A 23,900-nucleotide genomic window follows, 5' to 3' on the forward strand; every position below is an offset into this window, starting at 1 on the left:
TGAGCTTAGGCAGTCTTTTTGCTTGGATTCGCTTGCGACGGGTTCCCGTTTTGTATTCCTTGGTTGGCCTATATATTTCCTATGTCCGTGGGATTCCGTTGGTCGTTCATCTTTTAGTGGTCAATACTTTTATTCCCAAATTTGCTACAGCTTTTCTTGGTTTGGTCGGGGTCTCCCAGGTCAAACCGACCATACCTAGTTTGCTCATCATCTTGGTGACGTATATTTTATATGAAGCGGCGATCGAAACAGAAAATATTCGTGGAGCCTTTCAATCTTTTGATGGTCGCCAGATGGAGGCCGGCCTGTCTATTGGTATGACGACCTTCCAGGTTTTTCGCAGGATTGTCCTTCCTCAGGTGGCGGTAGTCGCACTTCCTGTCGTTCTCAATGCCTACCTCAAGAATATCAAGAGTCTATCTCTTGCTTTTACAGTCGGGTTTGTGGAAATCATGCAAACCACTCGCTATGCCGCAGCTCTCAACAACCGCTATATCGAATCTTATGTAGCCGCAGCTCTTGTCTATTGGGGGATTTGTGGGATTTTACAACAAGTTTTTGATCATCTGGAAATTCAAAAATGGGGGAAGAAACGTGGATAAAAATGAAAAAATCAGACGGGTTATCGAGGGGGAGTGGATCGGAGAAGTGCCCTTTTCCTTCTGGACTCATTTGCCTGAAATTGATCGAAATCCGGAACAACTTGCCCAAGCAACGGTTGATCTTTATCGGAAATACGATTTGGATCTGATCAAAACCTTGAATAACGGGATGTATGCGACAGAGGATTATGGGTGTGAGGTAGACTACTCAGCGGTTGCAACAGGTGGTGTCGCAAAGATTGTAAAAAGCCCGATCACTTGTTACGAAGATTGGGCAAACTTGCCTGAACTGGAGTTGGAAACGGCAGCCGTTTTGCAAAGGGAGCTTGATTATCTCAAGCGGACACTGGACTTGTTGGATGGCGAAGTGCCGGTTTTGATGACGATTTTTAGCCCCTTAACAACGGCAGCCAAGTTAGCCAAGGGCAACATTTCAGATTATATTGCACAGGATCGTGAGGGCTATCTCCACCAAGCTCTTGAACGGATTACCAGCATTACTGCTGCCCTGGCAGCAGAGGCTATTCGACTCGGGGCAGCAGGGATTTACTTTGCCAGCCAGATGTCTTCGTATGATCTCATTGGGAGCCAGGACTATGAGAGATACGGTCGACCTTATGATTTACAGGTGCTGGCTGCTGCTAAGGAAGGTTGGGCAAATGCTCTCCACGCTCATGGAACGAATATCTTATTTGAACTCTTGAGCGATTATCCTGTCGCCCTCTTTAATTGGCATGTCTGGGAGAGCCTTCCAGAGCCAAAACAGGCCCAATTTTACACAAGGAAGACGATTCTTGGAGGGCTAAATCGGATGGATGTGACACAGGAAAACTACAATGACTTATACCACCAGATCTACCGTGTATTGACCGATACAGGTGGGAAAGGGGTCATTCTAACACCGGGATGCGTGGTTCGTCATCCTTTTTCAGAAGAGACAATTCGCTTTATGATTCGGATCAAAAAAGAAACCGAGCAACTTCTGTTTGAGCACGCACAAAAGGAGAAATCATGCTAAAAGTAGACCATATCTCAAAACGATTTGGAGACAAGGAGGTCTTGAAGGACGTCTCCGTGACAGTGAATCAAGGGGATGTTGTGGCTATCTTAGGACCATCCGGTTCGGGGAAGACCACCTTCTTGCGTTGCCTTAATCACTTAGAAGCAGCAGATAGTGGACAGTTAACGTTAGATGGAAAGTCTTATGATCTATCTAAGCTGCACAGTAAAGAGATCTTAGAAATCCGTAAAAAGACAGCCTTTGTTTTCCAAAATTACAACCTTTTTGTCAATAAGACGGCTATCGAAAATATCTTAGAAGGACTGGTCATCGCTCGGAAGGTCCCCAAGGCAGAAGCCGTGAAGATCGCAGAAGAAGCGCTAGAAAAAGTCGGCCTTCTGGACTATCGGGATGCTTACCCAAGCCAGCTCTCGGGGGGGCAGCAGCAACGGATTGGAATTGCACGCGCGATTGCGGTTAAGCCAGATGTCATTCTCTTTGATGAGCCAACGTCGGCCCTAGACCCGGAGTTAATAGGCGATGTCTTAGCCGTCATGAAGCAGTTGGCGCTAGAAGGAGTGACCATGGTCGTCGTGACCCACGAGATGAGTTTTGCCCGCGATGTAGCCAATCACGTTATTTTTATGGAAAATGGCTATATTGTTGAAGAGGGTCATCCAGATGTCTTTTTCACCAAGCCAAAGGAAGAACGGACCAAGCAGTTTTTGACCCGGATCATTCCGGACTTATATATGGACCCGATTTGTTAAGAACGAGTCCGATGCAGAATCGAGATAGGCAGTTATTGTCTGTCTTTTTTGGATGGGCAAGGATTGAGACGAGGTTCGAAAGGAAGAGGGGGTCTGGTAGCTAGCTCTTACGCCCCTGCCTAGAAAATGTCCTTCCTTTTTGGTAAAATGGGGAAAGATAAGAAAAACAGGGGAATAGCTATGTCAGATAAGTTTCTACTCTTGCTCGAACAAATCGGATTGCCACTTGACCGCCCAGAGGCCAAGGCTTTTTCAGATGGAAAGATGGAGCAGGTCACCCTTCATAAAGTTAGTAAGATTTGGGACTTCACCTTCCGCTTCCCTCAGATCCTTGAGATCTCCCAGTATCAACTCTTGAAAGCTAGGCTCACACAGGAGTTTGCAAAAACAGGCAATCAAGCAGTCTTCCAGATAAGAGTGGACCAGCCTATTTTTGAAAAAGATCTCCTACAAGCCTACTATCGGGAAGCTTTTGAAGAGGAGATATGCCAGGAGAGTGCTGCTTTTTGCTCTCTTTTTCAAGATTTGGAAGTAGACTACCGGGAAGGCATACTGGTGATTCATGGGCCGGAAACCATCGACGCCCCTCATTTTAAAAAGAAAAATCTGTCTCAATTAGCAGAACAGATGAAGCGTTTTGGATTTGGGGAAATGCGAATCGCTATTTCAGTGAGTCAAGAGATGACCGCAGAGAGAGAAGCTGCCTTTCAGGTCCATAGTGAATCTATTTATGAGCAAGCGAATCTGGAAAGTCTGGAGGCGCTCGAACAGCTGAGTCAGGCTGCGCCTGCACAGGTTCCTCAAGCTCCACCTAGTTTTGATTTCAAGAAAAAATCTCCAACCAAGGTAAAGCTAGATAAGGAAACCATTACGCCCATGGTGGAAATCACCACCGAAGAAAACCGGATTACTTTTGAAGGTTTGATTTTTGCGGCAGAGACCAAGGTAACCCGGACAGGACGGGTGATTATTAACTTTAAGATGACAGACTATACTTCCTCTTTTGCCCTGCAAAAATGGGCTAAAAATGAAGAAGAAGCGCAGCAGTTTGACATGATCAAAAAGGGAAATTGGGTCCGGGTGCGAGGGGACATCGAAACCAATAACTTTACTCGGGATTTGACCATGAATGTCCGAGATATCCAGGAAGTGAAGCACGACATCCGAAAGGACCTGATGCCAGAGGGGGAGAAGCGGGTCGAATTTCACGCCCATACCAATATGTCGACCATGGATGCTCTTCCTCCTGTGGAGGACCTGATTGCTCGTGCAGCCCAATGGGGGCATCGGGCCATTGCCATCACTGACCACGGCAATGTTCAGTCTTTCCCTCATGGCTACCATGCGGCTCGTAAAGCTGGGATTAAGCCTCTTTTTGGGATGGAAGCCAATATTGTAGAGGATCGTGTTCCGATTGCCTATAACGAAGCGGATGTTGACCTTAAAGAAGCCACTTATGTTGTGTTTGACGTGGAGACGACAGGTCTTTCTGCAGTCTACAATGACTTGATTCAAATTGCGGCCTCAAAAATGTACAAGGGCAATGTCATTGCGGAGTTTGATGAGTTTATCAATCCGGGGCATCCTTTGTCGGCCTTTACGACAGATTTGACGGGGATTACGGACGAGCATGTTCGCCATGCCAAGCCTTTAGCAGATGTGCTGGTAGCTTTCCAGGAGTTTTGTCAAGATAGTGTCCTAGTCGCCCACAATGCGACCTTTGACGTTGGCTTTATGGATGTCAATTATGAGCGGCATGGCCTTCCAACAATCAGCCAACCTGTCATTGATACGCTGGAGTTTGCCCGCAATCTTTATCCGGAGTACAAGCGACATGGTCTTGGTCCCCTGACCAAACGCTTTGGCGTGGCTCTAGAACACCATCACATGGCCAACTATGATGCGGAAGCGACCGGCCGTCTACTTTTTATCTTCCTAGAGGAAGCCAGAGAAAAGCATGGGATTACCCATCTCAACCAGCTCAATACCCAGCTGATCGCGGAGGATTCTTACAAAAAAGCACGTGTCAAACACGCGACTCTTTATGTAGTCAGCCAGGTCGGGCTCAAAAATATCTTCAAATTAGTTTCTCTCTCCAATACTCGATATTTTGATGGGTTGCCCCGTATCCCGCGGACGGTCCTAGATGCCCACCGAGAAGGGCTCATTCTAGGAACGGCCTGTTCGGAAGGCGAAGTCTTCGATGTCCTGGTGTCCAAAGGGATCGATGAGGCGGTCAAGGTGGCTCGCTATTATGATTTTATCGAAGTCATGCCTCCGGCTCTTTATGAACCCCTGATTGCTCGAGAGCAGTTTAAGGATCGGGAGGAAATCCAGAGTCTCATCCAAAATCTCATTGAGGTCGGACGTCGGGCGGATAAGCCTGTCCTAGCTACAGGAAATGTCCACTATCTGGACCCTGAAGAAGAGATTTACCGGGAGATTATCGTGCGTTCACTTGGACAAGGAGCCATGATCAATCGACCGATTGGACACGGAGAAGCAGCCCAGCCGGCTCCGCTACCCAAGGCGCATTTTCGTACCACCAATGAAATGCTGGACGAGTTTGCTTTCTTGGGAGAAGCTCTAGCGAGGGAAATTGTTATTACCAACCCCAATGCCTTGGTGGATCGATTTGAAGAGATCGAGGTCGTCAAAAAGGATCTCTATACCCCTTATATCGAAAAGGCCGAGGAACGGGTCGCTGAGATGACCTATCAAAAAGCCTTTGAGATTTATGGCAATCCGCTTCCTGATATCATTGACTTGCGGATTGAAAAGGAGTTAACGTCCATCTTGGGAAATGGCTTTGCCGTGATTTACCTGGCTTCCCAGATGTTGGTCAACCGCTCCAACGAGCGAGGCTACCTGGTGGGGTCCAGGGGGTTCTGTCGGCTCTTCCTTTGTGGCGACCATGATTGGGATTACCGAGGTCAATCCGATGCCCCCCCACTATGTCTGCCCGTCTTGCCAGCACAGTGAATTTGTCACAGATGGTTCTTATGGTTCAGGTTTTGACATGCCAGACAAACAGTGTCCGGAATGTGGTAGCGAATACCGCAAGGACGGACAGGATATTCCCTTTGAGACTTTCCTTGGTTTTGATGGGGACAAGGTCCCCGATATCGATCTCAACTTCTCAGGAGACGACCAGCCCTACGCCCACTTGGATGTCCGGGATATCTTTGGGGAGCAATATGCCTACCGGGCAGGAACAGTCGGTACCGTAGCGGACAAGACCGCTTATGGCTTCGTTCGAGGCTATGAGCGGGACTATGGCAAGTTTTACCGTGATGTCGAGGTGGAACGACTGGCCGCTGGAGCAGCAGGTGTCAAGCGGACGACCGGTCAGCATCCAGGGGGGATCGTCGTGATTCCAGATTACATGGATGTCTATGACTTTACTCCAGTCCAGTATCCGGCGGATGATGTGACAGCAGAGTGGCAGACGACCCACTTCAACTTCCACGATATCGATGAAAATATCCTCAAACTTGATGTCCTAGGACACGATGATCCGACCATGGTCCGAAAACTCCAAGACTTATCTGGGATTGATCCACAGACCATCCGGGCAGATGATCCCGGGGTCATGGCCCTCTTTTCAGGGACGGAGATTTTGGGGGTGACACCGGAGCAGATCGGGACACCAACTGGGATGTTGGGGATTCCCGAGTTTGGGACTAACTTTGTTCGCGGGATGGTTGAAGAGACCCATCCAACGACCTTTGCGGAGCTTCTACAGCTATCAGGACTCTCTCACGGGACGGATGTCTGGCTGGGCAATGCCCAAGATCTGATCAAGGCGGGAATTGCCGATCTATCGACCGTTATCGGCTGTCGGGATGATATCATGGTTTACCTTATGCACGCAGGTCTCGAACCTAAGATGGCCTTTAACATCATGGAGCGGGTGCGAAAAGGCATGTGGCTTAAGATCTCCGAGGAGGAGCGCGGTGGCTACATTCAGGCTATGAAGGACAACAATGTCCCTGACTGGTATATCGAGTCTTGTGGAAAAATCAAGTACATGTTCCCTAAGGCCCATGCGGCGGCTTATGTTATGATGGCCCTGCGCGTGGCTTACTTTAAGGTCCACCATCCGCTTTATTACTACTGTGCCTACTTCTCTATCCGGGCCAAGGCTTTTGATCTAGCGACTATGTCCGGCGGGTTAAGTCGCGTCAAGGCCAAGATGGAGGAAATCTCCCTCAAACGGAAAAACAACGAAGCCTCCAATGTGGAAATTGACCTCTATACCACGCTTGAAATCGTCAACGAGATGCTGGAGCGTGGCTTCCAATTTGGCAAGCTAGATCTCTACAAATCGGATGCGACTGAGTTTCAGATTGAAGGGGATACCTTGATTCCTCCTTTTGTGGCTATGGATGGCCTGGGGGAAAACGTGGCCAAGCAGATCGTTGCAGCCCGTTCAGAAGGGGAGTTTCTTTCTAAAACTGAGCTCCGAAAACGAGGCGGGGCTTCTAGTACCATTGTCGAAAAGATGGATGAGATGGGTATCTTAGGAAATATGCCAGAAGACAACCAACTTAGCCTCTTTGATGATTTGTTTTAATCCAAGCAAGAATATGCTCTCCTGTCCCTAGGCACTCTGGTCTAGGTGTCGGAAGCCTATTCTTTTCTTTTTTCATACAAAATCGTCTGGCCCAGGTCTCACTTTAGACCTCAATCATGCTATACTAATAGCACGCCCGTCTCGATACAGATAGACGGTCTTTTGTACAGTAGAAAGGTATCGTCATGAGAATAAAGACAAGTACAATTTCAGAGTTTGAGCACTATGGTATCGATATGGTCCGAAAGGCAGGGGCGGAGTGTATGGTCCTCTTGAAGAACGACCGGGGTCTCCTTCCCATGGAAAAGCCAGAGCAGATTGCCCTATATGGAAGTGGGGTCCGCCATACTGTGAAGGGAGGTACGGGATCCGGGGATGTCAATGTCCGTCACTTCACTACGGTTGAAGAAGGGATCAAGCGAGCGGGGATAAAGATTACCAGCACCTCTTGGTTGGACCAATATGATGCAGCTCGTCAAGCGAGCAACCGTGCCTTTTTCAAAAGAAAACTCGCAGAAAGTCTAGCTAGGGGAGAGCAGGCGGCCCTGTCATTGATGTGGCTGACAGCACCGGAACCCTCCTACCAATTTGAATTAGATGGAGCAGGAGATACCGCAGTCTATGTTCTCTCGCGTAGTAGCGGTGAAGGGGTAGACCGGACGGCAGAGCCAGGAGATTTCCAACTGACAGAGGAGGAAATCCGGGATATCTTACAGTTGCATCAGACTTACCAGCAGTTTGTACTAGTCCTTAATGTCGGGGGAGTGGTGGATTTGACCCCTGTCTTGGAGGTCGAGACCATTCTCTTGATGAGCCAGCTGGGAATGGCCAGTGGGGATAGTTTGGCAGATGTCTTGTTTGGCATGGCGACTCCATCTGGAAAGCTGACGACCAGCTGGGCACCTCTTGCTTCCTATCCCAGTACCGATGGTTTTGGAGCCATGGATGACACCTATTACAAAGAAGGGATTTATGTAGGATATCGTTACTTTGACCGAACGAATCAACAACCGACCTTTCCTTTTGGCTTTGGCTTGTCTTATACGACCTTTGACTGGCAAGAATGCAAGGTCCTAGCTGATGAAGAGGAAATCCGGATAGAAGTTCTGGTCAAAAATACAGGGAACCGACCAGGTAAAGAAGTCCTTCAAGCCTATGTTCGCCCCCCACAGACTGATCTCGACAAGCCTTACCAAGAGTTAAAAGGTTTTGCCAAAACCAGCGAATTAAAGCCTGGTCAGTCAGAAACTCTCATCCTTCATATTTCAACCTCTAGTCTAGCTTCCTTTGATGAAACAGCCTCTGCGTTTGTCTTAGAGCAGGGAGATTATCAGTTGGCTATAGGGAATTCCTCGAGAGATACACGACAGATTGCCATTCTCCGCTTAGACGAGACAGTGGCAGTAGAGAGTCTGAGACCGATCGGGAGCAAGCAAGAGGGATTGGATCAGGTTCCCGATCAGCTAGGATTGATCCAGATGGTGGAAAAATCAGCAAGTCATTCCGTCTTCAACCTACAAGCCAGTCGTTTTACCCAAAAAATCCCCACCTATACGAGTTCCCCTATCGAAATGAAAACGAACTGCAGCAGTACTTGGACAGATGTCGTAAAAAGCAGGGTTTGCTTAGATGACTTTATCGCCCAGCTAAGCAATGAAGAATTGGCCCATCTTTGTATCGGTCAGTTTAGTACGCAAGCAGGAACCTCCGTTGTGGGGAATGCTTCGGAGAAAGTAGCAGGTGGAGCAGGAGAAACCACTCATTTTAATCGAGCCTACCAGATTCCGGAGTTCGTCATGGCCGATGGACCAGCAGGACTACGCTTGTCCAGAAGGTATACCTTACAGGATGGGAAGCCTGTTTCTCGTGATCAGAGCTTTAAAGCAGCCTACCAGGAAGCCCTGACGGCGGAAGAGTTGGCTCAATCGGGACTTGCCGTATCCCCTTTGCAAGAACAATCGGAAGACGAAATCCTCTATTATCAATACTGTACAGCCTTTCCCATTGGGACGGCTCTTGCTCAGTCGTGGAATACAGATCTTGCTCACCAACTTGGAGATTTAGTCGGTTCTGAAATGGATCTCTTTGGCATCGATATCTGGCTGGCTCCTGCTCTTAATATCCATCGCTCCCCTCTTTGCGGACGGAATTTCGAGTACTTTTCAGAAGACCCCCTCTTGAGCGGGAAGATGGCAGCTGCCATGGTCCAGGGAGTCCAATCTCATCCAGGACGGCTGGTGACCATCAAACACTTTGCGGCCAACAATCAAGAAACCAACCGCTACAACTCTAATAGTGTCTTATCTCAGCGGGCCCTAAGAGAGATCTACCTAAAAGGATTTGAAATCTGTGTGAAGGAAGCGGATCCAAAAGTAGTGATGACATCTTATAATTTGATCAATCAAGAACACGCCAGTCAAGAGAAGGACCTTCTGGTCTCGACCCTGCGGGATGAGTGGGGATTTACAGGCTTTGTTATGAGTGATTGGTTTGTGACAGGAGGGATGGAGACAGGAGAGGAAAAATATCCTGTCGCCTTTGCCTCAGGTCATGTCAAAGCTGGAAATGACTTGACCATGCCCGGTGGCAAGCGGGATCTGGAGGACATTTTAGGAGCATTGGATCAGGCAGACGTTCCGTATCCATTGACTAGAGCAGAGTTACAAGCGGCAGCCAGCCATATTCTAGCAGTGATGTTGGAAGTCTCACAAGCTAAAGGAAACCAGTAACCCTGTCTAACAGAATATCGGAAAGCTATCTTGTCAGCTCATCTTCCTCCTACTTTTGCCGGCCGTCTCCTTCCAATCTATGGTATACTAGGATAGAAAGTTAGTTTTTAAAGGAGTATTTCATGGTCTTACCAAATTTTAACGAACATCTTGCAAAATACGCCCACCTCTTGGTCAAACGAGGGATCAATGTCCAACCAGGTCACACAGTGGCCCTTCGGATTGCTGTAGATCAGGCACCCTTGGCTCGCTTGATTGTCAAAGAAGCGTATGCTCTTGGTGCAAGTGAAGTTCTTCTCCAGTGGGAAGACGACTTCATCACACGGGAACGTTACCTCCATGTCCCTGTGGAACGCTTGGAGAAGGTTCCTGCCCATCGTGTGGAAGAGATGAATTATATCTTAGAAACAGGGGCTAGTCGTTTGGTGATCTTGTCCGATGATCCAGGAAACTTGGACGGCATTGACCCAGACAAGACATCTCGTGCCGCACGTGCCGCAGCGATTGCCTTGAAGCCTCTTCGCTTGGCGAGCCAAGCCAACAAGATGAGCTGGACTCTGGGGGCTGCAGCGAGTCCTGCTTGGGCCAAAACCGTCTTTCCAGACGCAGCAACTGAAGAAGAAGCTGTGGACCTTTTGTGGGACCAAATCTTCAAAACCTGTCGCGTCTATGAAGCGGATCCTGTTCAAGCTTGGATTGACCATGAGGATCGCTTGGTAGAAAAGGCGACTGTGCTAAACAAGGAACAATTTGTCAAACTCCACTATACTGCACCAGGTACTGACTTGACGCTTGGTTTGCCTAAGAATCATCTCTGGGAAGCAGCTGGGTCTATCAACTCTCGAGGCGAGCATTTTGTGGCCAACATGCCGACTGAAGAAGTCTTTACCGCGCCAGACTATCGCGTGGCAGACGGCTACGTGACTTCGACCAAACCCCTCAGCTACAACGGAAACATCATCGAAGGCATCAAGGTTGTCTTCAAGGATGGAGAAATCGTTGAAGCTTCAGCAGAAAAAGGTGATGAAGTCATCAAGAAATTGGTCTTTGAAAACCGTGGAGCACGCGCCTTGGGCGAAGTTGCCTTGGTTCCAGATAAGAGTCCCATTTCCCAATCCAATATTACTTTCTTTACCACGCTCTTTGATGAAAATGCCTCTAACCACCTGGCGATTGGGGCGGCCTACGCCTTTTCTATCGAAGGGGGAACGGAGATGTCCGAAGAAGAACTGGAAGCAGCTGGCCTTAACCGCTCCGATGTCCACGTCGACTTCATGATTGGTTCTGACCAGATGGACGTCGATGGTATCCGTGAAGATGGTACAGTGGTGCCAATCTTCCGCCAAGGCGACTGGGCGATTTAAGATGCTCTGGTCGATTTTAACGGGAGCCATGATTGGCTTGATTGCGAGTAGCTTGACGGATCGAGAAAATCGAGTCGGCTGTATCGGTCGGGTCCTTGTCGGACTCCTAGGAGCCTGGGTCGGTCAGGCCCTCTTTGGTAACTGGGGACCAATCGTAGCCGATATGGCTGTCATCCCCTCTATCCTTGGGGCGATCCTGCTTCTGGTCCTCTTTACGGACCGGGACTAAATGAGGCTGGGCAACTGTCCGGATGTAAAGAAAAAGCAAACAAACTTTGTTTTCTGATCTGCAGAATACTCGTTTGTTTGCTTTTTTATTAGTAGAAGGGATTGGCTGAGGAAGCCTTTCGAATAGAAAAACCTGTTGCCCTTAGCCGTTTTTGGAAGCAAGATTGCAAAAATGGTGCGAAAGCATTCCAAGGACAGCAAAATCACAATCAAAAAGAGGCTGGGACAAAAGTCCTAGCCTCTCCATTGTTTTTGGATTGTCGAGCAAGATGCAGTGGTTGAGTGGACTCTACTAGGCTGATTTCATCAGCTTTTACAGCCCTACTCAACTGTGCAGAGGGGGGACGACCAAATCGTATTCTACCGAATGACCGATTTCTGTCCCCCTCTCTTCTTCTTGCTTGGGAACAAGCCCTTATTCGATAATCAAGAGGTCCTCTTTAACTTTGAGAGGAGCTTCTGGGTCGATCCGATCATAAAACATGATCCCATTTGTGTGGTCGATCTCATGCTGGACGACGATGGCCTTGTAGCCCTTAAGTTTCAGGCGGTGTTTTTCTCCATTTTTATCAAAATACTCTACCGTGATACGGGCATGACGTACGACCAAACCAGGGACCTCACGATCGACAGATAAACATCCTTCTCCGTCTGCTAGTGCAGCCTCTTGGACAGAGTGGGAAACGATTTTGGGATTGTACATGACTTCCCTTAGGTCGTAGGCTTCAGCAGGAGGGTTCCCTTCTGGATCTTCAGGGTTTGGCACTAAGACAGCAATGATTCGCTTGGAAATATCTAACTGAGGTGCAGCTAGACCCACTCCCCCACGAAGGCCCATTTTTTCAGCCATGACAGGATCTTGCGAATGATGCAAAAATTGGAGCATCTTTTCACCCAGGATTACTTCCTGATCGGATAGCGGAAAGGTGACTTCCTCGGCCTTCATGCGCAGGGTTGGATGTCCTTCGCGAATGATATCATTCATATCAATTTGATGCGCAGCTTTGCTAATGTGTTCGATAGCAGTCATTGTATCCTCCTTTGGTATGCTATTAGTATAGCACGAAATATACTAGAAGAAAAGAAAGCTAGTTCTGAATCTGATAACGGCTCAGTCCTTTAGGATCGAGGATTTGGTAGCGTCTTTTGTCTCGAGCAATCAAGCCCTCATCGATCAATTCTTTTACCACACGGCTCAAGTGGCGGTAGCTGACCCCGTAGCGAGAAGAAAGGGCAGTTAAGGATAGTGGAAAGATAGGGGAGTAGGTCTCCTGTTGGAGGAGATGGGTAGCCAAACGCTCTTTGACCGTATAGTGAAGGTGCGTGGGAGTCGAGTGATTGATATAATGTAGCTTTTCAGCTAGAGTTTGGCTGGTATGAAGGAGGAAGGTTGGGTCTGATAGCAGGCGTTCTCGCCAAGGAGCGACAGCTAGTTGGACGACAGTAGTCGGTTTGGTAGCGACAACGGAGGAAATGCAAACCCGATTGAGAATCAGTTCGATTTCTCCGATGAGACCAGGCTCGCGTTGGGTTTGCAAAATCGTGTCGACCCCATTTTCCAGACTATGAGAAATGGTTAACTCTCCCTCTATCAGATAAGGAAGGACAGTCTGGATCTGCCCTTGTTGGCAAATCACTTGGCCTGTACGATAGGTGACAAGCTGTAGATGAGGAAGGGACTCTACCGGGAAAATCGTCTGCAAGTGATAGTCATTGAGGAGGGTGGATAATTCTGGTGGGCAAGAATAGTTTTTCATAGGACCTCACTAGGACATATGTCCTATTTTTTTAGGGATGAATTTATTATACTGATTAGAAGAAAAAAATCAAGTTGGAGTCTCCTATGAGAAAAATTTTAGAAAAAGTCAGCATTTTAGGCCTGTCCTTTATGCTCATCTCGTCTTTCTCCATCTCAAGCATTCTGCCCAAGATGAAGGAATTTTACAGCAGTTATCCAGTAGACCAGGTGGAGCTCTTGGTGTCAATCCCCTCCTTTTTTGTGGTGGCGACCTTGTTGCTCAATCGTTTTCTGAGTCGCTGGTTGACGGAGCATCAAACGATTATCCTGGGACTTCTGACCATGACTGTGGCAGGACTCTTTCCCCTCTTCAATCAGACCTATCTCCTTGTCTTGGTGACACGGATGGCTTTTGGAGTTGGGACAGGATTGATCAATGCTACTGCGATTAGCATCATCAGTGAGCGCTACAAGGGAAGAGAAAAAACACAAATGTTGGGCTACCGAGGATCTGCGGAAGTGGTCGGATCGGCCTGTCTGACTTTTGTAGTCGGACTTTTGGTTCCCCATAATTGGACCTGGTCCTTCGGGATTTATGGCGTTTCCCTGCTGATCCTGCTGGCTTATCTCTTCTTTGTCCCCCGAGAATCATCTGAGAAAAAGACATCCAAAAAGGAAAAGTCGGCTCGCCTTTCTTCAAGGGAGCGCCTTCTTTCTATGGGCCTGGCTTTGGTAGCGGGATGGGTTATTTGTATCAATTCCAGTATTAGCCTGCGAACAGCAGACCTGGTCTTGTCGGCCGGCTTTGGAAGCGAGCAAGAAGCGAGTTTTATCCTAAGTTTACAGCAGCTAGTGGGGATCTTAGCGGGTCTTAGCTTTGCGGGTCTCCTTCGCCATTTCCAGAAGAATCTGTTGGTCTTGGCCCATCTCGGACTCGCGCTGGGACTACTAGGAATCGGTTTTTCTCCGACGATTTGGGTGTTAGGACTCTCTGAAGTGATTGCTGGTTTCTTTTATAGCATTATTTTGACCTGTATTTTCAGTCAACTGTCAGAGAGGATTTCCTTGCAGCTCTTGAATGGAGCTACCTCTATCGTCTTGGTGGGCTGTAATTTTGGTTCAGCCTTGACTCCTATCGTTCTCAAGATTCTCGCTAGCTTTGGTTGGACCGGCTTCACAAGTTTCCTCTTCTTTGCAGCAAGCCTTCTCTTGGGATCGGCTTTCCTCGCCTTCTTATTTAGAAGGTCTGGGAAGTCTTCAGCTTCATAGCTCGTTGGGACCGCTCCTTCCTTTCAGGAGTGGTTTTCTTGTCGAAAGGCTACTAGCCAAGGACGCGTTCGCTCTTTCCTTCTTATGATATAATAGGAATGAAAAGAGGTTCGTATGAGACTAGATAAATTTTTAGTAGAGTGTGGTGTAGGAAGTCGTACCACGGTCAAAGGGATTTTGAAGGATGGACGCGTCTTGGTGAACGACCAGCCAGAAAAGTCTCCTAAGCGGCACATAGAAGAGACAAAGGATCGCGTCCAGTTGGATGGTGTCGACTTGGCCTACGAAAAGTTTGTGTATTATTTGTTAAATAAGCCCAAAGGGGTGCTGTCTGCTACCAAGGATGCCCGCAAACAAACGGTTCTCGATCTCTTGGATCAAGCAGCTAGGCAAAAGGACGTTTTTCCAGTAGGTCGTCTGGACCAAGACACGCATGGCTTATTGTTACTGACCAACAATGGCGCGCTCGCTCATGCCCTCTTGTCCCCCAAAAAGCATGTCAGCAAGGTCTATCGGGCTAAGGTCCAAGGAATTATGACGGTTGAAGACCAGGAGTGCTTTGAACGCGGGATTTCCCTAAAGGATTTTACAACGCTTCCAGCCCACTTGCAGATCCTGGAAATAGATGAGGTGTCAGAGACCTCGTTGGTTGAGATTACTGTAGCAGAAGGCAAGTACCATCAAGTAAAGCGCATGGTTGCTGCGTGTGGCAAGGAAGTTCTAGACCTCCAGCGACTGAGTATGGGCCCCCTGACATTGGATGAGAGCTTGCAGCTAGGAGAGTATCGCCGCCTCCATTCTCAGGAGTTAAGTGCTCTAGCAGGAATTGGGGTGGAACTCTAAGAGGCAGTTGCGTATCGGGTTTTGGTGTAACATTTGACATTACAACCTCTTTCGGTATAATGGGAGTAGACAGAAAAAATAATCCAATCAAAAGAAGGAATCCTCATGCAAATATCTAGTCGATTTACCATTGCTAGTCACCTATTGACATTGGTGGCGCTCCAGCAGGATGATCCCTCTGTACGCTTAACTAGTGATTACATTGCTGGGAGTGTTGGAGTGAATCCGGTCATTATACGAAAAACCTTATCCCAGTTGAGAAATGCGGGTCTCGTAACAGTTCAGAGAGGGGCTGGAGGCGTGAGACTGACGCGTTCGCCTCAAGAAATCAATCTCTATCAGGTCTATCAGGCAGTCGATAGCATCGCCCCTAGTGGGGAGCTCTTTAGTTTTCATGAAAACCCCAATCCAGAGTGTCCGATTGGACGGAACATTCATACTGTTTTGGATGGGACTTTGGTGGCGGCGCAGACAGCCTTGGAGACGCAATTGGCCGAGCAAAGCCTTGCGCAAGTGGTCCAGGATGCAAACGAGGCCATCCAAACTCAAGTCCCCAAGGAATAACCTCAAAGGCAATAAGGGGGCGTTTACTTCGGACGATACGCTCTTTCAGTCTGAAGATCTCTTCTGTAGGACATATAATTAGTTGACAAAAAGAGGCCCACTTGATAGAATAGTAGAAGTCTAAAAGACAAATAACTTCTTCTTGGTTGCAGGATTTGCCAACCCTGTCACTCAGATGAAGCGTAAAATAAAGGAGAATATCATGGCAATCTCAAAAGAGAAAAAAAATGAAATCATTGCTCAATATGCACGTCACGAAGGGGACACTGGTTCAGTAGAAGTTCAAGTAGCTGTCTTGACTTGGGAAATCAACCACCTCAATGACCACATCAAACAACACAAAAAAGACCACGCAACTTACCGTGGATTGATGAAAAAAATCGGTCGCCGTCGTAACCTCTTGGCTTACTTGCGTACCACTGACGTCAACCGTTACCGTGAGTTGATCAACTCACTCGGACTTCGCCGATAATTATGATGCCGAGGGCGTGAAAATCCGTATGAAAATAGGGAAACGACATCGTGTTCGACGAACACAAGGAGTTTCATCTTTTTCACTAGGATTTTAGCCCGAGCTCAAATCAGCTCTCCCAATATGGAGAGCTTTTTTAGTTCTGGTTTCATTCACGAAGAAACGCTCGTTTCTAGGAGATTTTATCTTTTTTGCCCAGTGCTTAGGCCGTGTTCGATTGAATACAAGAAGTTTAGTCGCTCTGTTGTAGAGCGGCTTTTCTTTTTCACTAGGATTTTAGCCCGAGCTCAAATCAGCTCTCCCGATATGGAGAGCTTTTTTAGTTCTGGTTTCATTCACGAAGAAACGCTCGTTTCTAGGAGATTTTATCTTTTTTGCTCAGTGCTTAGGCCGTGTTCGATTGAATACAAGAAGATTAGTCGCTCTGTTGTAGAGTGGCTTTTCTTTTGTTTGGGTAGATAGTATCAAGCGATTTCTCCGCACATTTTCTAAGCGTAGAAAATAAGTACGCCTCATGACAAGGCTTGCTTTTCTATGGTGAGGGGGATGATGGATCGAGAACACATTCAGACCAATCCACTCACTGATGCCATACCAGGATTCTATTTTAAAGATTTATTTCAATCTGGATTCTATCCTATTTTCAGGAATAGCCATTTACCTGGTGAAGGATTTCGCTAGGAAAGGTCTTGTTTTCTGGATTAAAATTCGTTTTTCACCCGCATCCCTGCGAGGGACAAGATTCAAATACTCCCTTTTTTTATTAACCCTGTTGGACCGCAAAAGAAAAAAGCAAGAAAGTGTTGACAAGTATTGGGGAGTCTGATATAATTATTTCTGTTGTTAACCAGCGGAAATGGCGGAATTGGCAGACGCGCAGGACTAAGGATCCTGTGACCGCTTTAGGTCGTGGGGGTTCAAGTCCCCCTTTCCGCATCGGTAGCAAGGCTAGTCATTGGACTAGCTTTTTTTTGTGCTAAATATGGTAAAATAATAAAAACAAGAAATCAAAGGAGTAGGACTATGGGACTAATCAAAGCGGCATTGACAGCGACACGTACAACTCTAGCCGATCAATGGAAGGAGTTTTTCTACTGTGATTCCTTAGGCAGTGATGTATTGATGACACGCGGTCAAAAACAGATCGGGAGAGGCTCTTCTAATACCAAAGGTCATGACAATGTCATTTCAAATGGAAGTGGGATTGTGGTGGCAGATGGTCAGTGTATGATCATCGTAGACCAGGGGAAGGTCGTCGAAGTAGCGGCTGAAGCAGGAGAATATACTTTTGATACCTCTAGTGAATCCAGCGTTTTCTCTGGCAAGTTTGGGCCATCTCTTCTGGAAGCCTTTAAGACCATGGGTCGTCGGTTGACTTATGGAGGGGATGCGGGCAAGGATCAGCGGGTTTATTATATCAATACCAAGGAATTGCTCGACAACAAATTTGGGACGCCCTCTCCGGTTCCCTTTCGAGTGGTTGACAGTAAGATCGGACTAGATATCGATGTCTCCCTTCGCTGTTCGGGGGTCTATTCCTATCAAATTGTAGATCCGATTCGCTTTTATACGGTACTCGCGGGGAATGTTGCCAGTCAGTTTACTCGCAGTGACATTGATAGCCAGCTGAAAGCAGAATTGATTAGCGCCTTGCAACCGGCTTTGGGTCAACTCTCTGCCTTGGAGATGCGCCCTAGTCAGTTACCAGCCCATGCGACCGAGTTGGAGAATTCTCTAAATGCTGTTCTTAGTCAAAAATGGCAAGAAAGCCGTGGAATCAAGCTGATGAGCATTGCCCTTTCGACGATTAATCTTCCAGATGAAGATGCTGACTTGATCAAAGAAGCACAACGAGTGGCGATGTTGCAAAACCCAACGATGGCGGCTGCAACCTTGACAGCGGCCCAAGCGGATGCGATGAAAGCTGCTGCTGCCAATCAAGCTGGAGCGATGACCGGATTTATGGGGATGGGGATGGCTAATCAAGCTGGGGGCATTGATGCCAATTCCCTCTTTGCTATGGGACAGCAACCCTTTACAAAGCCACAAGAACCAGCTAGTCCTCAAACTGCAACTCCCGAAGCGTGGATTTGCCCAAATGGTCATGAAAGTACAGGGAAATTCTGTTCAGAATGCGGGGCGCCTAGAAGCTAGGAGAGTAGGATATGACACAGACCCAACCATTGCAAACCTATACCTGTCCGAATTGTTCGAGAGCGGTTTATTTTGATTCAGAAAGCCAGCGGCTGCACTGCCCTTATTGTGATGCTGAGCTTTCTCTCGACTCCATGGCTTTCTATCATGAAGCAATGAAGGAAGGCTCCCAAGAAGGGAAGATGAGATGGGAGTCAGCCTCGACCCATAACTGGTCTCAAGAAGAAGCTGGAGCGATGCGTCAGTACAGCTGTCAATCCTGCGGTGGAGAGATTTTAACCTCTGAGCACACCATTGCCACCTCTTGCCCTTTTTGTGACAACCCTGTCGTTCTAACGGAAAATGTGCAGGGGGACCAGAAGCCAGACTTTGTCATTCCTTTTAAGATTAGTAAGGAAGAGGCAAAGGCAGCCTTAGAAGCATTTTTAACAGACAAGTTTCTCCTTCCAAAGGTTTTTAAAGAAGAAAGTCATCTAGATGAAATGAAGGCACTGTATGTCCCTTTTTGGCTCTTTGATGCAAAGGCACAGATCGATGGCCACTACACGACGCAAGAGATACGAGAATGGTCTGATTTTGATTATGTCTATACACAGGTGACCTACTATCTGGAAATCCGCAAGGGAAACATGCAATTCGAACACCTTGCGGTGGATGGATCTAGTAGCCTAGCGGATGACTTGATGCAATCCATCGAGCCCTTTGACTTTACGGAGGCTGTCCCATTTCAATCAGCCTATTTAGCAGGTTATCTGGCAGATAAGTATGACGTAGAAGCGGATGAGAGCCAGGAGGTGGCCAATCAGCGAATCCAAGAAACGGCTAAAGAACAGTTACGGCAAACGGTCTATCAAGCGTCGAGCATTGAGTCGGAGCAGGTTTCACTGGAGGAAGGGACCTACCATTATGCCCTCTACCCTGTATGGCTTCTGACGACGACCTGGCAGGGACAACGTTACCTCTTTGCCATGAATGGTCAGACGGGCAAATTCGTTGGAGATTTACCTGTGGACAAGCAGGTCTATCGACGAACGTTTGCTTTACTTGCTACCCTTGTAGCCCTTGTATTGATGCTCTTATATAGCTTAATCGGACTTTTTGGGTTAGGAGGTGGCTTCTGATGAAAAAGATTTTATTCTTGGGCGTTCTGATGGTTCTTTCTTTCGGTTTTGCAGGAACAGTCTATGCAGAGAATGACACGCATGTAGTGGATCATGCCCATCTCCTAACCAGTCAGGAAAAACAAGAATTGGAACAAGAGCTAGATGAAATAAGCGAGCGTCAGCGATTCGATATTGTCGTTGTAACAGTTAACTCAACAGACGGCAAGACAGCAGAAGCGTATGCAGATGACTATTTTGATCAGAATGGTTATGGGTATGGGACTACTGCTGATGGAGCGCTTTTACTGGTCGATATGGGCCAACGGAACTGGCATATCACAACCACAGGATATGGGATCACTGCTTTGACAGATGCGGGACTTGTCTTTATCAGAGATCGCTTTAAAGGCTATTTGTCGGCTGGTAAATATATGGAAGCCTTTCGGACCTATGGCCGGTGGGTAGATCGTTTTGTGACGGAAGCAAGGTCCGGAAAGCCCTATGATAAAGGTCATCTCCCTGTCACCCTGCAATTTTGGGTCATCGGAGCGATCGGGTCCGTACTTTTAGCAGCTTTTATAGCCTATAGCTGGTTACAATTCAAAAAAAGGCAACTCCGGACCGTTTTTCAGAAAACGGGAGCAAGTGACTACCTGGTTCCTCATTCCTTTTCTTTGGAAGATAAACAGCGCCTATTCCTCTATCGGACCCTCCATCAAACGCGCATCGAGCGGAGTAGCGATTCTGGTGGTAGCGGTGGAGGAGGGGGAGGGGGCTCCACGACCCACACGAGTTCCTCGGGCACCAGCCATGGTGGACTGGGCGGTAGTTTTTAAGATTCAAGTCCTGAAAACGCTTCACCTACTTGTTGGGGCTAGTGTTTTTAGCGAAAATGTGATATGATTAACGTATCAATAGGTGGAAACACCTAAAAAACATTAGGAGGCCTTTAACATGGCAATCGTTTCAGCAGAAAAATTTGTCCAAGCAGCGCGTGATAACGGATACGCTGTTGGTGGATTTAACACAAACAACCTTGAGTGGACTCAAGCTATCTTGCGTGCAGCAGAAGCTAAAAAAGCTCCAGTTCTTATCCAAACCTCAATGGGTGCTGCGAAATACATGGGTGGTTACAAACTTTGTAAAGAATTGATTTCAAACCTTGTAGACTCCATGGGCATTACTGTTCCTGTTGCAATTCACTTGGACCATGGTCACTACGATGACGCCCTTGAATGTATCGAAGTTGGTTATACTTCAATCATGTTTGACGGTTCACACCTTCCAGTGGAAGAAAACCTTAAATTGGCAAAAGAAGTTGTTGAAAAAGCACATGCAAAAGGTATCTCAGTAGAAGCTGAAGTTGGTACAATCGGTGGAGAAGAAGACGGAATCATCGGTAAAGGTGAATTGGCTCCAATCGAAGATGCAAAAGCAATGGTTGAAACAGGTATTGACTTCTTGGCAGCAGGTATCGGAAACATCCACGGCCCTTACCCAGAAAACTGGGAAGGTCTTGACCTTGACCACTTGAAGAAATTGACAGAAGCCGTTCCAGGTTTCCCAATCGTGTTGCACGGTGGTTCAGGTATTCCGGATGATCAAATCCAAGCTGCAATCAAACTTGGTGTTGCGAAAGTTAACGTAAACACTGAGTGCCAAATCGCATTTGCAAACGCAACTCGTAAATTTGCAGCAGAATACGATGCAAACGAAGCAGAATACGATAAGAAAAAACTCTTTGACCCACGTAAATTCTTGAAATCAGGATTTGACGCGATCACAGAAGCTGTTGAAGAACGTATCGATGTATTCGGTTCAGCAAACAAAGCTTAATTAGGCTACAAAACCTTGATATGAAAGGCTTTATCCACTTGGATAGAGCCTTTTTTGGTGATTTTGTCCCCGATTTGCTCCCGATTATGGAAATTTCAGTACTTTTCGATTATAGAGGTAGCGCAAACAAAGCATGATCTATTGCCGATGATATAAGCCTTTTTGTAGCGCAAATCTTCCACTGTTTATCAGCAGGTCTGCGCTTTTGATAAAGGAAGTAGCTTAAAAAGGTGCTCCCTAACTTCTGCGAAATCATCTAGGAAGCTGAGTGATGGAAGCTAAAAAAGCAAGAGGCTGGACAAAAGTCCTAGCCTCTTGTTTGTTTTTGGATTGTCGAGCAAGACGCAGTGGGTGAGTGGGCTCTACTCAACTGTGCGGAGGTAGGACGACGAAATCGACTTCTAACGAATGACCGATTTCTGTCCCCCTCTCTTGTTTCAATGTTATCAGTCCGTCAGCTTCTCTGAAATGTAGGCAACTAAAGCTTGAACGTTCCTACGAGAAGATTGCGAGTCGGGACGCGAGAAAACGAAAAGGGATAAAAGGCAAGGGAGGGATTGATTTTAAGCAAATGAGCTTAAAATCTGGCATAGCTTTTCTACATCCTCAGCTCGAGTGGACCAAGAGGTCGCAAAACGGATAACGGTATGGTGGTCATCGTATTTTTCCCAGAAGGAGAAGAGAACATCTTTCGCTATTTTTTCTTTTTCCTCTTCGGTTACGATGCAGAAGACTTGGTTGGTCGGGTTTTCAAAATAAAGGGGCAGTCCTGCTTCTTTACAAGCCTGGCGGATCTGATTGGCATAGTGGATAGCCTCTTGTCCGATTCTGTCATAGAGCTTATCCTTGAACAGTTCGTCAAACTGGATTCCCAAAAGACGACCCTTGGCGAGAAGTGCTCCGTGTTGCTTGATAATGGTTGTAAGGTGGGGGATGAGGCTAGGATCTGGGATGACCAAGGCTTCACCAAACATAGCCCCACACTTAGTTCCACCAATGTAGAAAGCATCGCAAAGACAAGCGATATCTGCTAGACTGGTATCATTTTCAGGACAAGCAAGAGCATAAGCGAGACGCGCCCCGTCAACGAACAGTTTCACTTTTTGCTCCTTACAAACCTGTGAAATGGCTGTTAGCTCCTCCTTGCTGTAGAGGGTTCCTAGTTCTGTCGGCTGTGAGATATAGACCATACCTGGCATGACCATGTGCTCATGGTTTCCGTCTGCCCAGTAGTCTTCGATGGTTTGCTGGATCTGATCAGCTGTCAGTTTGCCATCAGGGGTATCGAGCTCTAGCACTTTGTGACCACCAAACTCGATGGCACCCGCCTCGTGTACACTGACGTGACCCGTTTTCGCTGCGATGACGCCTTGATAGGACTTTAGCAGGCAAGCGATGGCGATCTGATTGGTCTGTGTTCCACCTAGGAGGAAGCGGACCTCCGCTTTAGGGCAAGCACAAGCTTGACGGATCCTCTCTACCGCACTCGCAGTGATCGGATCGGTCCCATAACCTGTTAGTTCCATTTCATTGCTTTCTACCATACGATTGAGGATGGCAGGATGTGTTCCTTGGAGGTAATCATTGGCGACATTTATCTTTTGGCTTGTCATGGCTCTGCTCTCTTTCGTTTTTCTAGATAATTCTAGTATAGATCAAAAATATACATTACACAAATGGCAAAAAATCATTATATCTATGATAAAATGGAATGAAACATCGCGAGAAGGAGGAAGCCATGGATGCTAGCAAATGCCAAGCGGTTATAGCTGCGAGTGAGACAGGATCGTTTTCCGCAGCTGCAGCCCTACTGAATTACACCCAATCGGGAATCACCCGTATGATATCTAGTCTAGAAGAAGAACTAGAATTTCCGCTCTTTATTCGCAGTAAAAAAGGAGTGAGACTAACCGAAAACGGCCAGCTCATGTTGCCTTATTTCAGAGAAATCGTTGAAAGTCAGCAATTGGCACGAGAAGTAAGTGAGGATATTAAGGGGATTGTCCGAGGGGCTATCACTATCGGATGTTACTTCAGTGTGTCGTCTATGTGGATGCCAGTTTTATTAAAATTTTTTTCCGAAGCCTATCCTCAGATCCATATCAAGCTTATGGAAGGGGGCAACAAAGAGATTGCCAAGTGGTTGATGGAGCAGTCTGTCGATATCTGTCTCTGTGCTCAGCCAGAGGATAAAAGTGCCTATGACTGGGAAGAACTCTACCAAGACCCGTTGGTCGTTTGGCTGCCGACGGATCATCCCAAGGCCAGGCAAAAGACCTATGCCATCAAGGACCTAGAGCAGGAGGCTTTCATCCACACCCTGCCAGATCAAGATACAGATCAGGACCGTTTGATCGCACAAGAAAAGTTGACGTTAACCACCCGCTTTACCACCAAGGATGGCTTTACGACCTATCAGCTGGTCAAAGCAGGGTTAGGGGTCAGCTTCAACCAGTCTATGATTGCAAGAGACTGGAAATCAGACGTCGTTCAGATCCCTCTTCATCCCAAGCGCTATGTATCACTTGGAATTGCCTTACCCAAAAAAGACCGCCGGTCGCCAGCAGTAGAGCGATTTTTAGATACCTGCAGAGAGCTTTTACCAACGATTTTACCAACAAAAAAGAAACGAGAAAGCCCAACTGAGTGATG

At 47.3% G+C, this 23,900-nt stretch carries 18 protein-coding genes, 1 tRNA gene and 1 pseudogene; 17 read left to right on the forward strand and 3 right to left on the reverse strand.

Translation table 11 applies throughout. The features are described from left to right. From STRDD13_RS06960 to STRDD13_RS06990, 7 genes and pseudogenes are all read left to right on the forward strand, one after another. On the forward strand, positions 1-602 hold a 602-nt coding region (locus STRDD13_RS06960; protein WP_082781222.1), incomplete at its 5' end, for an ABC transporter permease subunit. Beyond that, a complete protein-coding gene (locus STRDD13_RS06965; protein ID WP_067103424.1) occupies positions 595-1,620 on the forward strand; it encodes a uroporphyrinogen decarboxylase family protein in 1,026 nt (341 codons plus the stop codon). The genes STRDD13_RS06960 and STRDD13_RS06965, both read left to right, overlap by 8 nt. Then, a complete protein-coding gene (locus STRDD13_RS06970; protein ID WP_067103427.1) occupies positions 1,614-2,372 on the forward strand; it encodes an amino acid ABC transporter ATP-binding protein in 759 nt (252 codons plus the stop codon). The genes STRDD13_RS06965 and STRDD13_RS06970 overlap by 7 nt, the downstream gene beginning before the upstream one ends. Before the next feature lie 180 nt (positions 2,373-2,552). Continuing rightward, positions 2,553-6,948: pseudogene (locus STRDD13_RS06975) on the forward strand (PolC-type DNA polymerase III). Positions 6,949-7,133: 185 nt separating this feature from the next. Next, positions 7,134-9,677, forward strand: coding sequence for a beta-glucosidase (locus tag STRDD13_RS06980; RefSeq protein WP_067103429.1), 2,544 nt, complete (start codon positions 7,134-7,136; stop codon positions 9,675-9,677). Between the two features lie 122 nt (positions 9,678-9,799). Then, positions 9,800-11,041: an aminopeptidase gene (locus tag STRDD13_RS06985; RefSeq protein WP_067103431.1), complete on the forward strand. Its 1,242-nt coding sequence runs from the start codon at positions 9,800-9,802 to the stop codon at positions 11,039-11,041. 1 nt (position 11,042) lies between these two features. After that, on the forward strand, positions 11,043-11,270 hold the full coding sequence (locus STRDD13_RS06990; RefSeq protein WP_067103433.1) for a GlsB/YeaQ/YmgE family stress response membrane protein: 228 nt from the start codon (positions 11,043-11,045) through the stop codon (positions 11,268-11,270). A gap of 414 nt (positions 11,271-11,684) precedes the next feature. On the opposite strand, the gene def is transcribed toward STRDD13_RS06990, so the two are convergent. Both def and STRDD13_RS07005 read right to left on the reverse strand, forming a co-directional pair. Beyond that, on the reverse strand, positions 11,685-12,299 hold the full coding sequence (def, locus tag STRDD13_RS07000) for a peptide deformylase (RefSeq protein WP_067103437.1): 615 nt from the start codon (positions 12,297-12,299) through the stop codon (positions 11,685-11,687). 58 nt (positions 12,300-12,357) lie between these two features. Beyond that, positions 12,358-13,026 carry a Crp/Fnr family transcriptional regulator gene (locus STRDD13_RS07005; RefSeq protein WP_067103438.1) on the reverse strand — a complete coding sequence of 223 codons (669 nt, stop codon included), beginning with the start codon at positions 13,024-13,026 and terminating at the stop codon, positions 12,358-12,360. Between the two features lie 86 nt (positions 13,027-13,112). On the opposite strand from STRDD13_RS07005, the gene STRDD13_RS07010 reads away from it, so the two are divergent. From STRDD13_RS07010 to STRDD13_RS07055, 9 genes are all read left to right on the forward strand, one after another. Beyond that, positions 13,113-14,276: an MFS transporter gene (locus STRDD13_RS07010; protein WP_067103439.1), complete on the forward strand. Its 1,164-nt coding sequence runs from the start codon at positions 13,113-13,115 to the stop codon at positions 14,274-14,276. A 114-nt stretch (positions 14,277-14,390) separates the two neighbouring features. After that, positions 14,391-15,119 (forward strand): pseudouridine synthase, encoded by a 729-nt coding sequence (locus STRDD13_RS07015; RefSeq protein WP_067103441.1) that lies wholly within the window; start codon positions 14,391-14,393, stop codon positions 15,117-15,119. Between the two features lie 105 nt (positions 15,120-15,224). Next, positions 15,225-15,683, forward strand: coding sequence for an Rrf2 family transcriptional regulator (locus tag STRDD13_RS07020; protein ID WP_067103443.1), 459 nt, complete (start codon positions 15,225-15,227; stop codon positions 15,681-15,683). 202 nt (positions 15,684-15,885) lie between these two features. Continuing rightward, positions 15,886-16,155 (forward strand): 30S ribosomal protein S15, encoded by a 270-nt coding sequence (rpsO, locus tag STRDD13_RS07025; RefSeq protein ID WP_067103445.1) that lies wholly within the window; start codon positions 15,886-15,888, stop codon positions 16,153-16,155. An 850-nt stretch (positions 16,156-17,005) separates the two neighbouring features. Then, positions 17,006-17,091 (forward strand) — tRNA-Leu (locus STRDD13_RS07035). 87 nt (positions 17,092-17,178) lie between these two features. Next, positions 17,179-18,309 carry an SPFH domain-containing protein gene (locus STRDD13_RS07040; protein WP_067103449.1) on the forward strand — a complete coding sequence of 377 codons (1,131 nt, stop codon included), beginning with the start codon at positions 17,179-17,181 and terminating at the stop codon, positions 18,307-18,309. Positions 18,310-18,320: 11 nt separating this feature from the next. Next, a complete protein-coding gene (locus tag STRDD13_RS07045) occupies positions 18,321-19,430 on the forward strand; it encodes a TFIIB-type zinc ribbon-containing protein (protein WP_067103451.1) in 1,110 nt (369 codons plus the stop codon). Further along, positions 19,430-20,248: a TPM domain-containing protein gene (locus STRDD13_RS07050; RefSeq protein WP_067103453.1), complete on the forward strand. Its 819-nt coding sequence runs from the start codon at positions 19,430-19,432 to the stop codon at positions 20,246-20,248. The genes STRDD13_RS07045 and STRDD13_RS07050 overlap by 1 nt, the downstream gene beginning before the upstream one ends. A 118-nt stretch (positions 20,249-20,366) precedes the next feature. Then, on the forward strand, positions 20,367-21,248 hold the full coding sequence (locus STRDD13_RS07055; protein ID WP_067103455.1) for a class II fructose-bisphosphate aldolase: 882 nt from the start codon (positions 20,367-20,369) through the stop codon (positions 21,246-21,248). 563 nt (positions 21,249-21,811) lie between these two features. Here STRDD13_RS07055 and STRDD13_RS07060 read toward each other — a convergent pair. After that, on the reverse strand, positions 21,812-22,861 hold the full coding sequence (locus STRDD13_RS07060) for a threonine aldolase family protein (protein WP_067103457.1): 1,050 nt from the start codon (positions 22,859-22,861) through the stop codon (positions 21,812-21,814). 125 nt (positions 22,862-22,986) lie between these two features. Here STRDD13_RS07060 and STRDD13_RS07065 point away from each other — a divergent pair, with 125 nt between their 5' ends. Then, positions 22,987-23,898, forward strand: a complete 912-nt coding sequence (locus STRDD13_RS07065; RefSeq protein WP_082781219.1) for a LysR family transcriptional regulator — start codon at positions 22,987-22,989, stop codon at positions 23,896-23,898. Positions 23,899-23,900 lie beyond the last annotated feature (2 nt).

Source organism: Streptococcus sp. DD13 (assembly GCF_001578875.1).
GTDB lineage: Bacteria > Bacillota > Bacilli > Lactobacillales > Streptococcaceae > Streptococcus.

Bases quoted from the DNA above. Each gene is read 5' to 3' on its own strand.
- STRDD13_RS06970 (WP_067103427.1), top strand. From the start codon at position 1,614: ATGCTAAAAGTAGACCATATCTCAAAACGATTTGGAGACAAGGAGGTC.
- STRDD13_RS06980 (WP_067103429.1), top strand. From the start codon at position 7,134: ATGAGAATAAAGACAAGTACAATTTCAGAGTTTGAGCACTATGGTATC.
- STRDD13_RS06985 (WP_067103431.1), top strand. From the start codon at position 9,800: ATGGTCTTACCAAATTTTAACGAACATCTTGCAAAATACGCCCACCTC.
- STRDD13_RS06990 (WP_067103433.1), top strand. From the start codon at position 11,043: ATGCTCTGGTCGATTTTAACGGGAGCCATGATTGGCTTGATTGCGAGT.
- def (WP_067103437.1), bottom strand. From the start codon at position 12,299: ATGACTGCTATCGAACACATTAGCAAAGCTGCGCATCAAATTGATATG.
- STRDD13_RS07005 (WP_067103438.1), bottom strand. From the start codon at position 13,026: ATGAAAAACTATTCTTGCCCACCAGAATTATCCACCCTCCTCAATGAC.
- STRDD13_RS07010 (WP_067103439.1), top strand. From the start codon at position 13,113: ATGAGAAAAATTTTAGAAAAAGTCAGCATTTTAGGCCTGTCCTTTATG.
- STRDD13_RS07015 (WP_067103441.1), top strand. From the start codon at position 14,391: ATGAGACTAGATAAATTTTTAGTAGAGTGTGGTGTAGGAAGTCGTACC.
- STRDD13_RS07020 (WP_067103443.1), top strand. From the start codon at position 15,225: ATGCAAATATCTAGTCGATTTACCATTGCTAGTCACCTATTGACATTG.
- rpsO (WP_067103445.1), top strand. From the start codon at position 15,886: ATGGCAATCTCAAAAGAGAAAAAAAATGAAATCATTGCTCAATATGCA.
- STRDD13_RS07040 (WP_067103449.1), top strand. From the start codon at position 17,179: ATGGGACTAATCAAAGCGGCATTGACAGCGACACGTACAACTCTAGCC.
- STRDD13_RS07045 (WP_067103451.1), top strand. From the start codon at position 18,321: ATGACACAGACCCAACCATTGCAAACCTATACCTGTCCGAATTGTTCG.
- STRDD13_RS07050 (WP_067103453.1), top strand. From the start codon at position 19,430: ATGAAAAAGATTTTATTCTTGGGCGTTCTGATGGTTCTTTCTTTCGGT.
- STRDD13_RS07055 (WP_067103455.1), top strand. From the start codon at position 20,367: ATGGCAATCGTTTCAGCAGAAAAATTTGTCCAAGCAGCGCGTGATAAC.
- STRDD13_RS07060 (WP_067103457.1), bottom strand. From the start codon at position 22,861: ATGACAAGCCAAAAGATAAATGTCGCCAATGATTACCTCCAAGGAACA.
- STRDD13_RS07065 (WP_082781219.1), top strand. From the start codon at position 22,987: ATGGATGCTAGCAAATGCCAAGCGGTTATAGCTGCGAGTGAGACAGGA.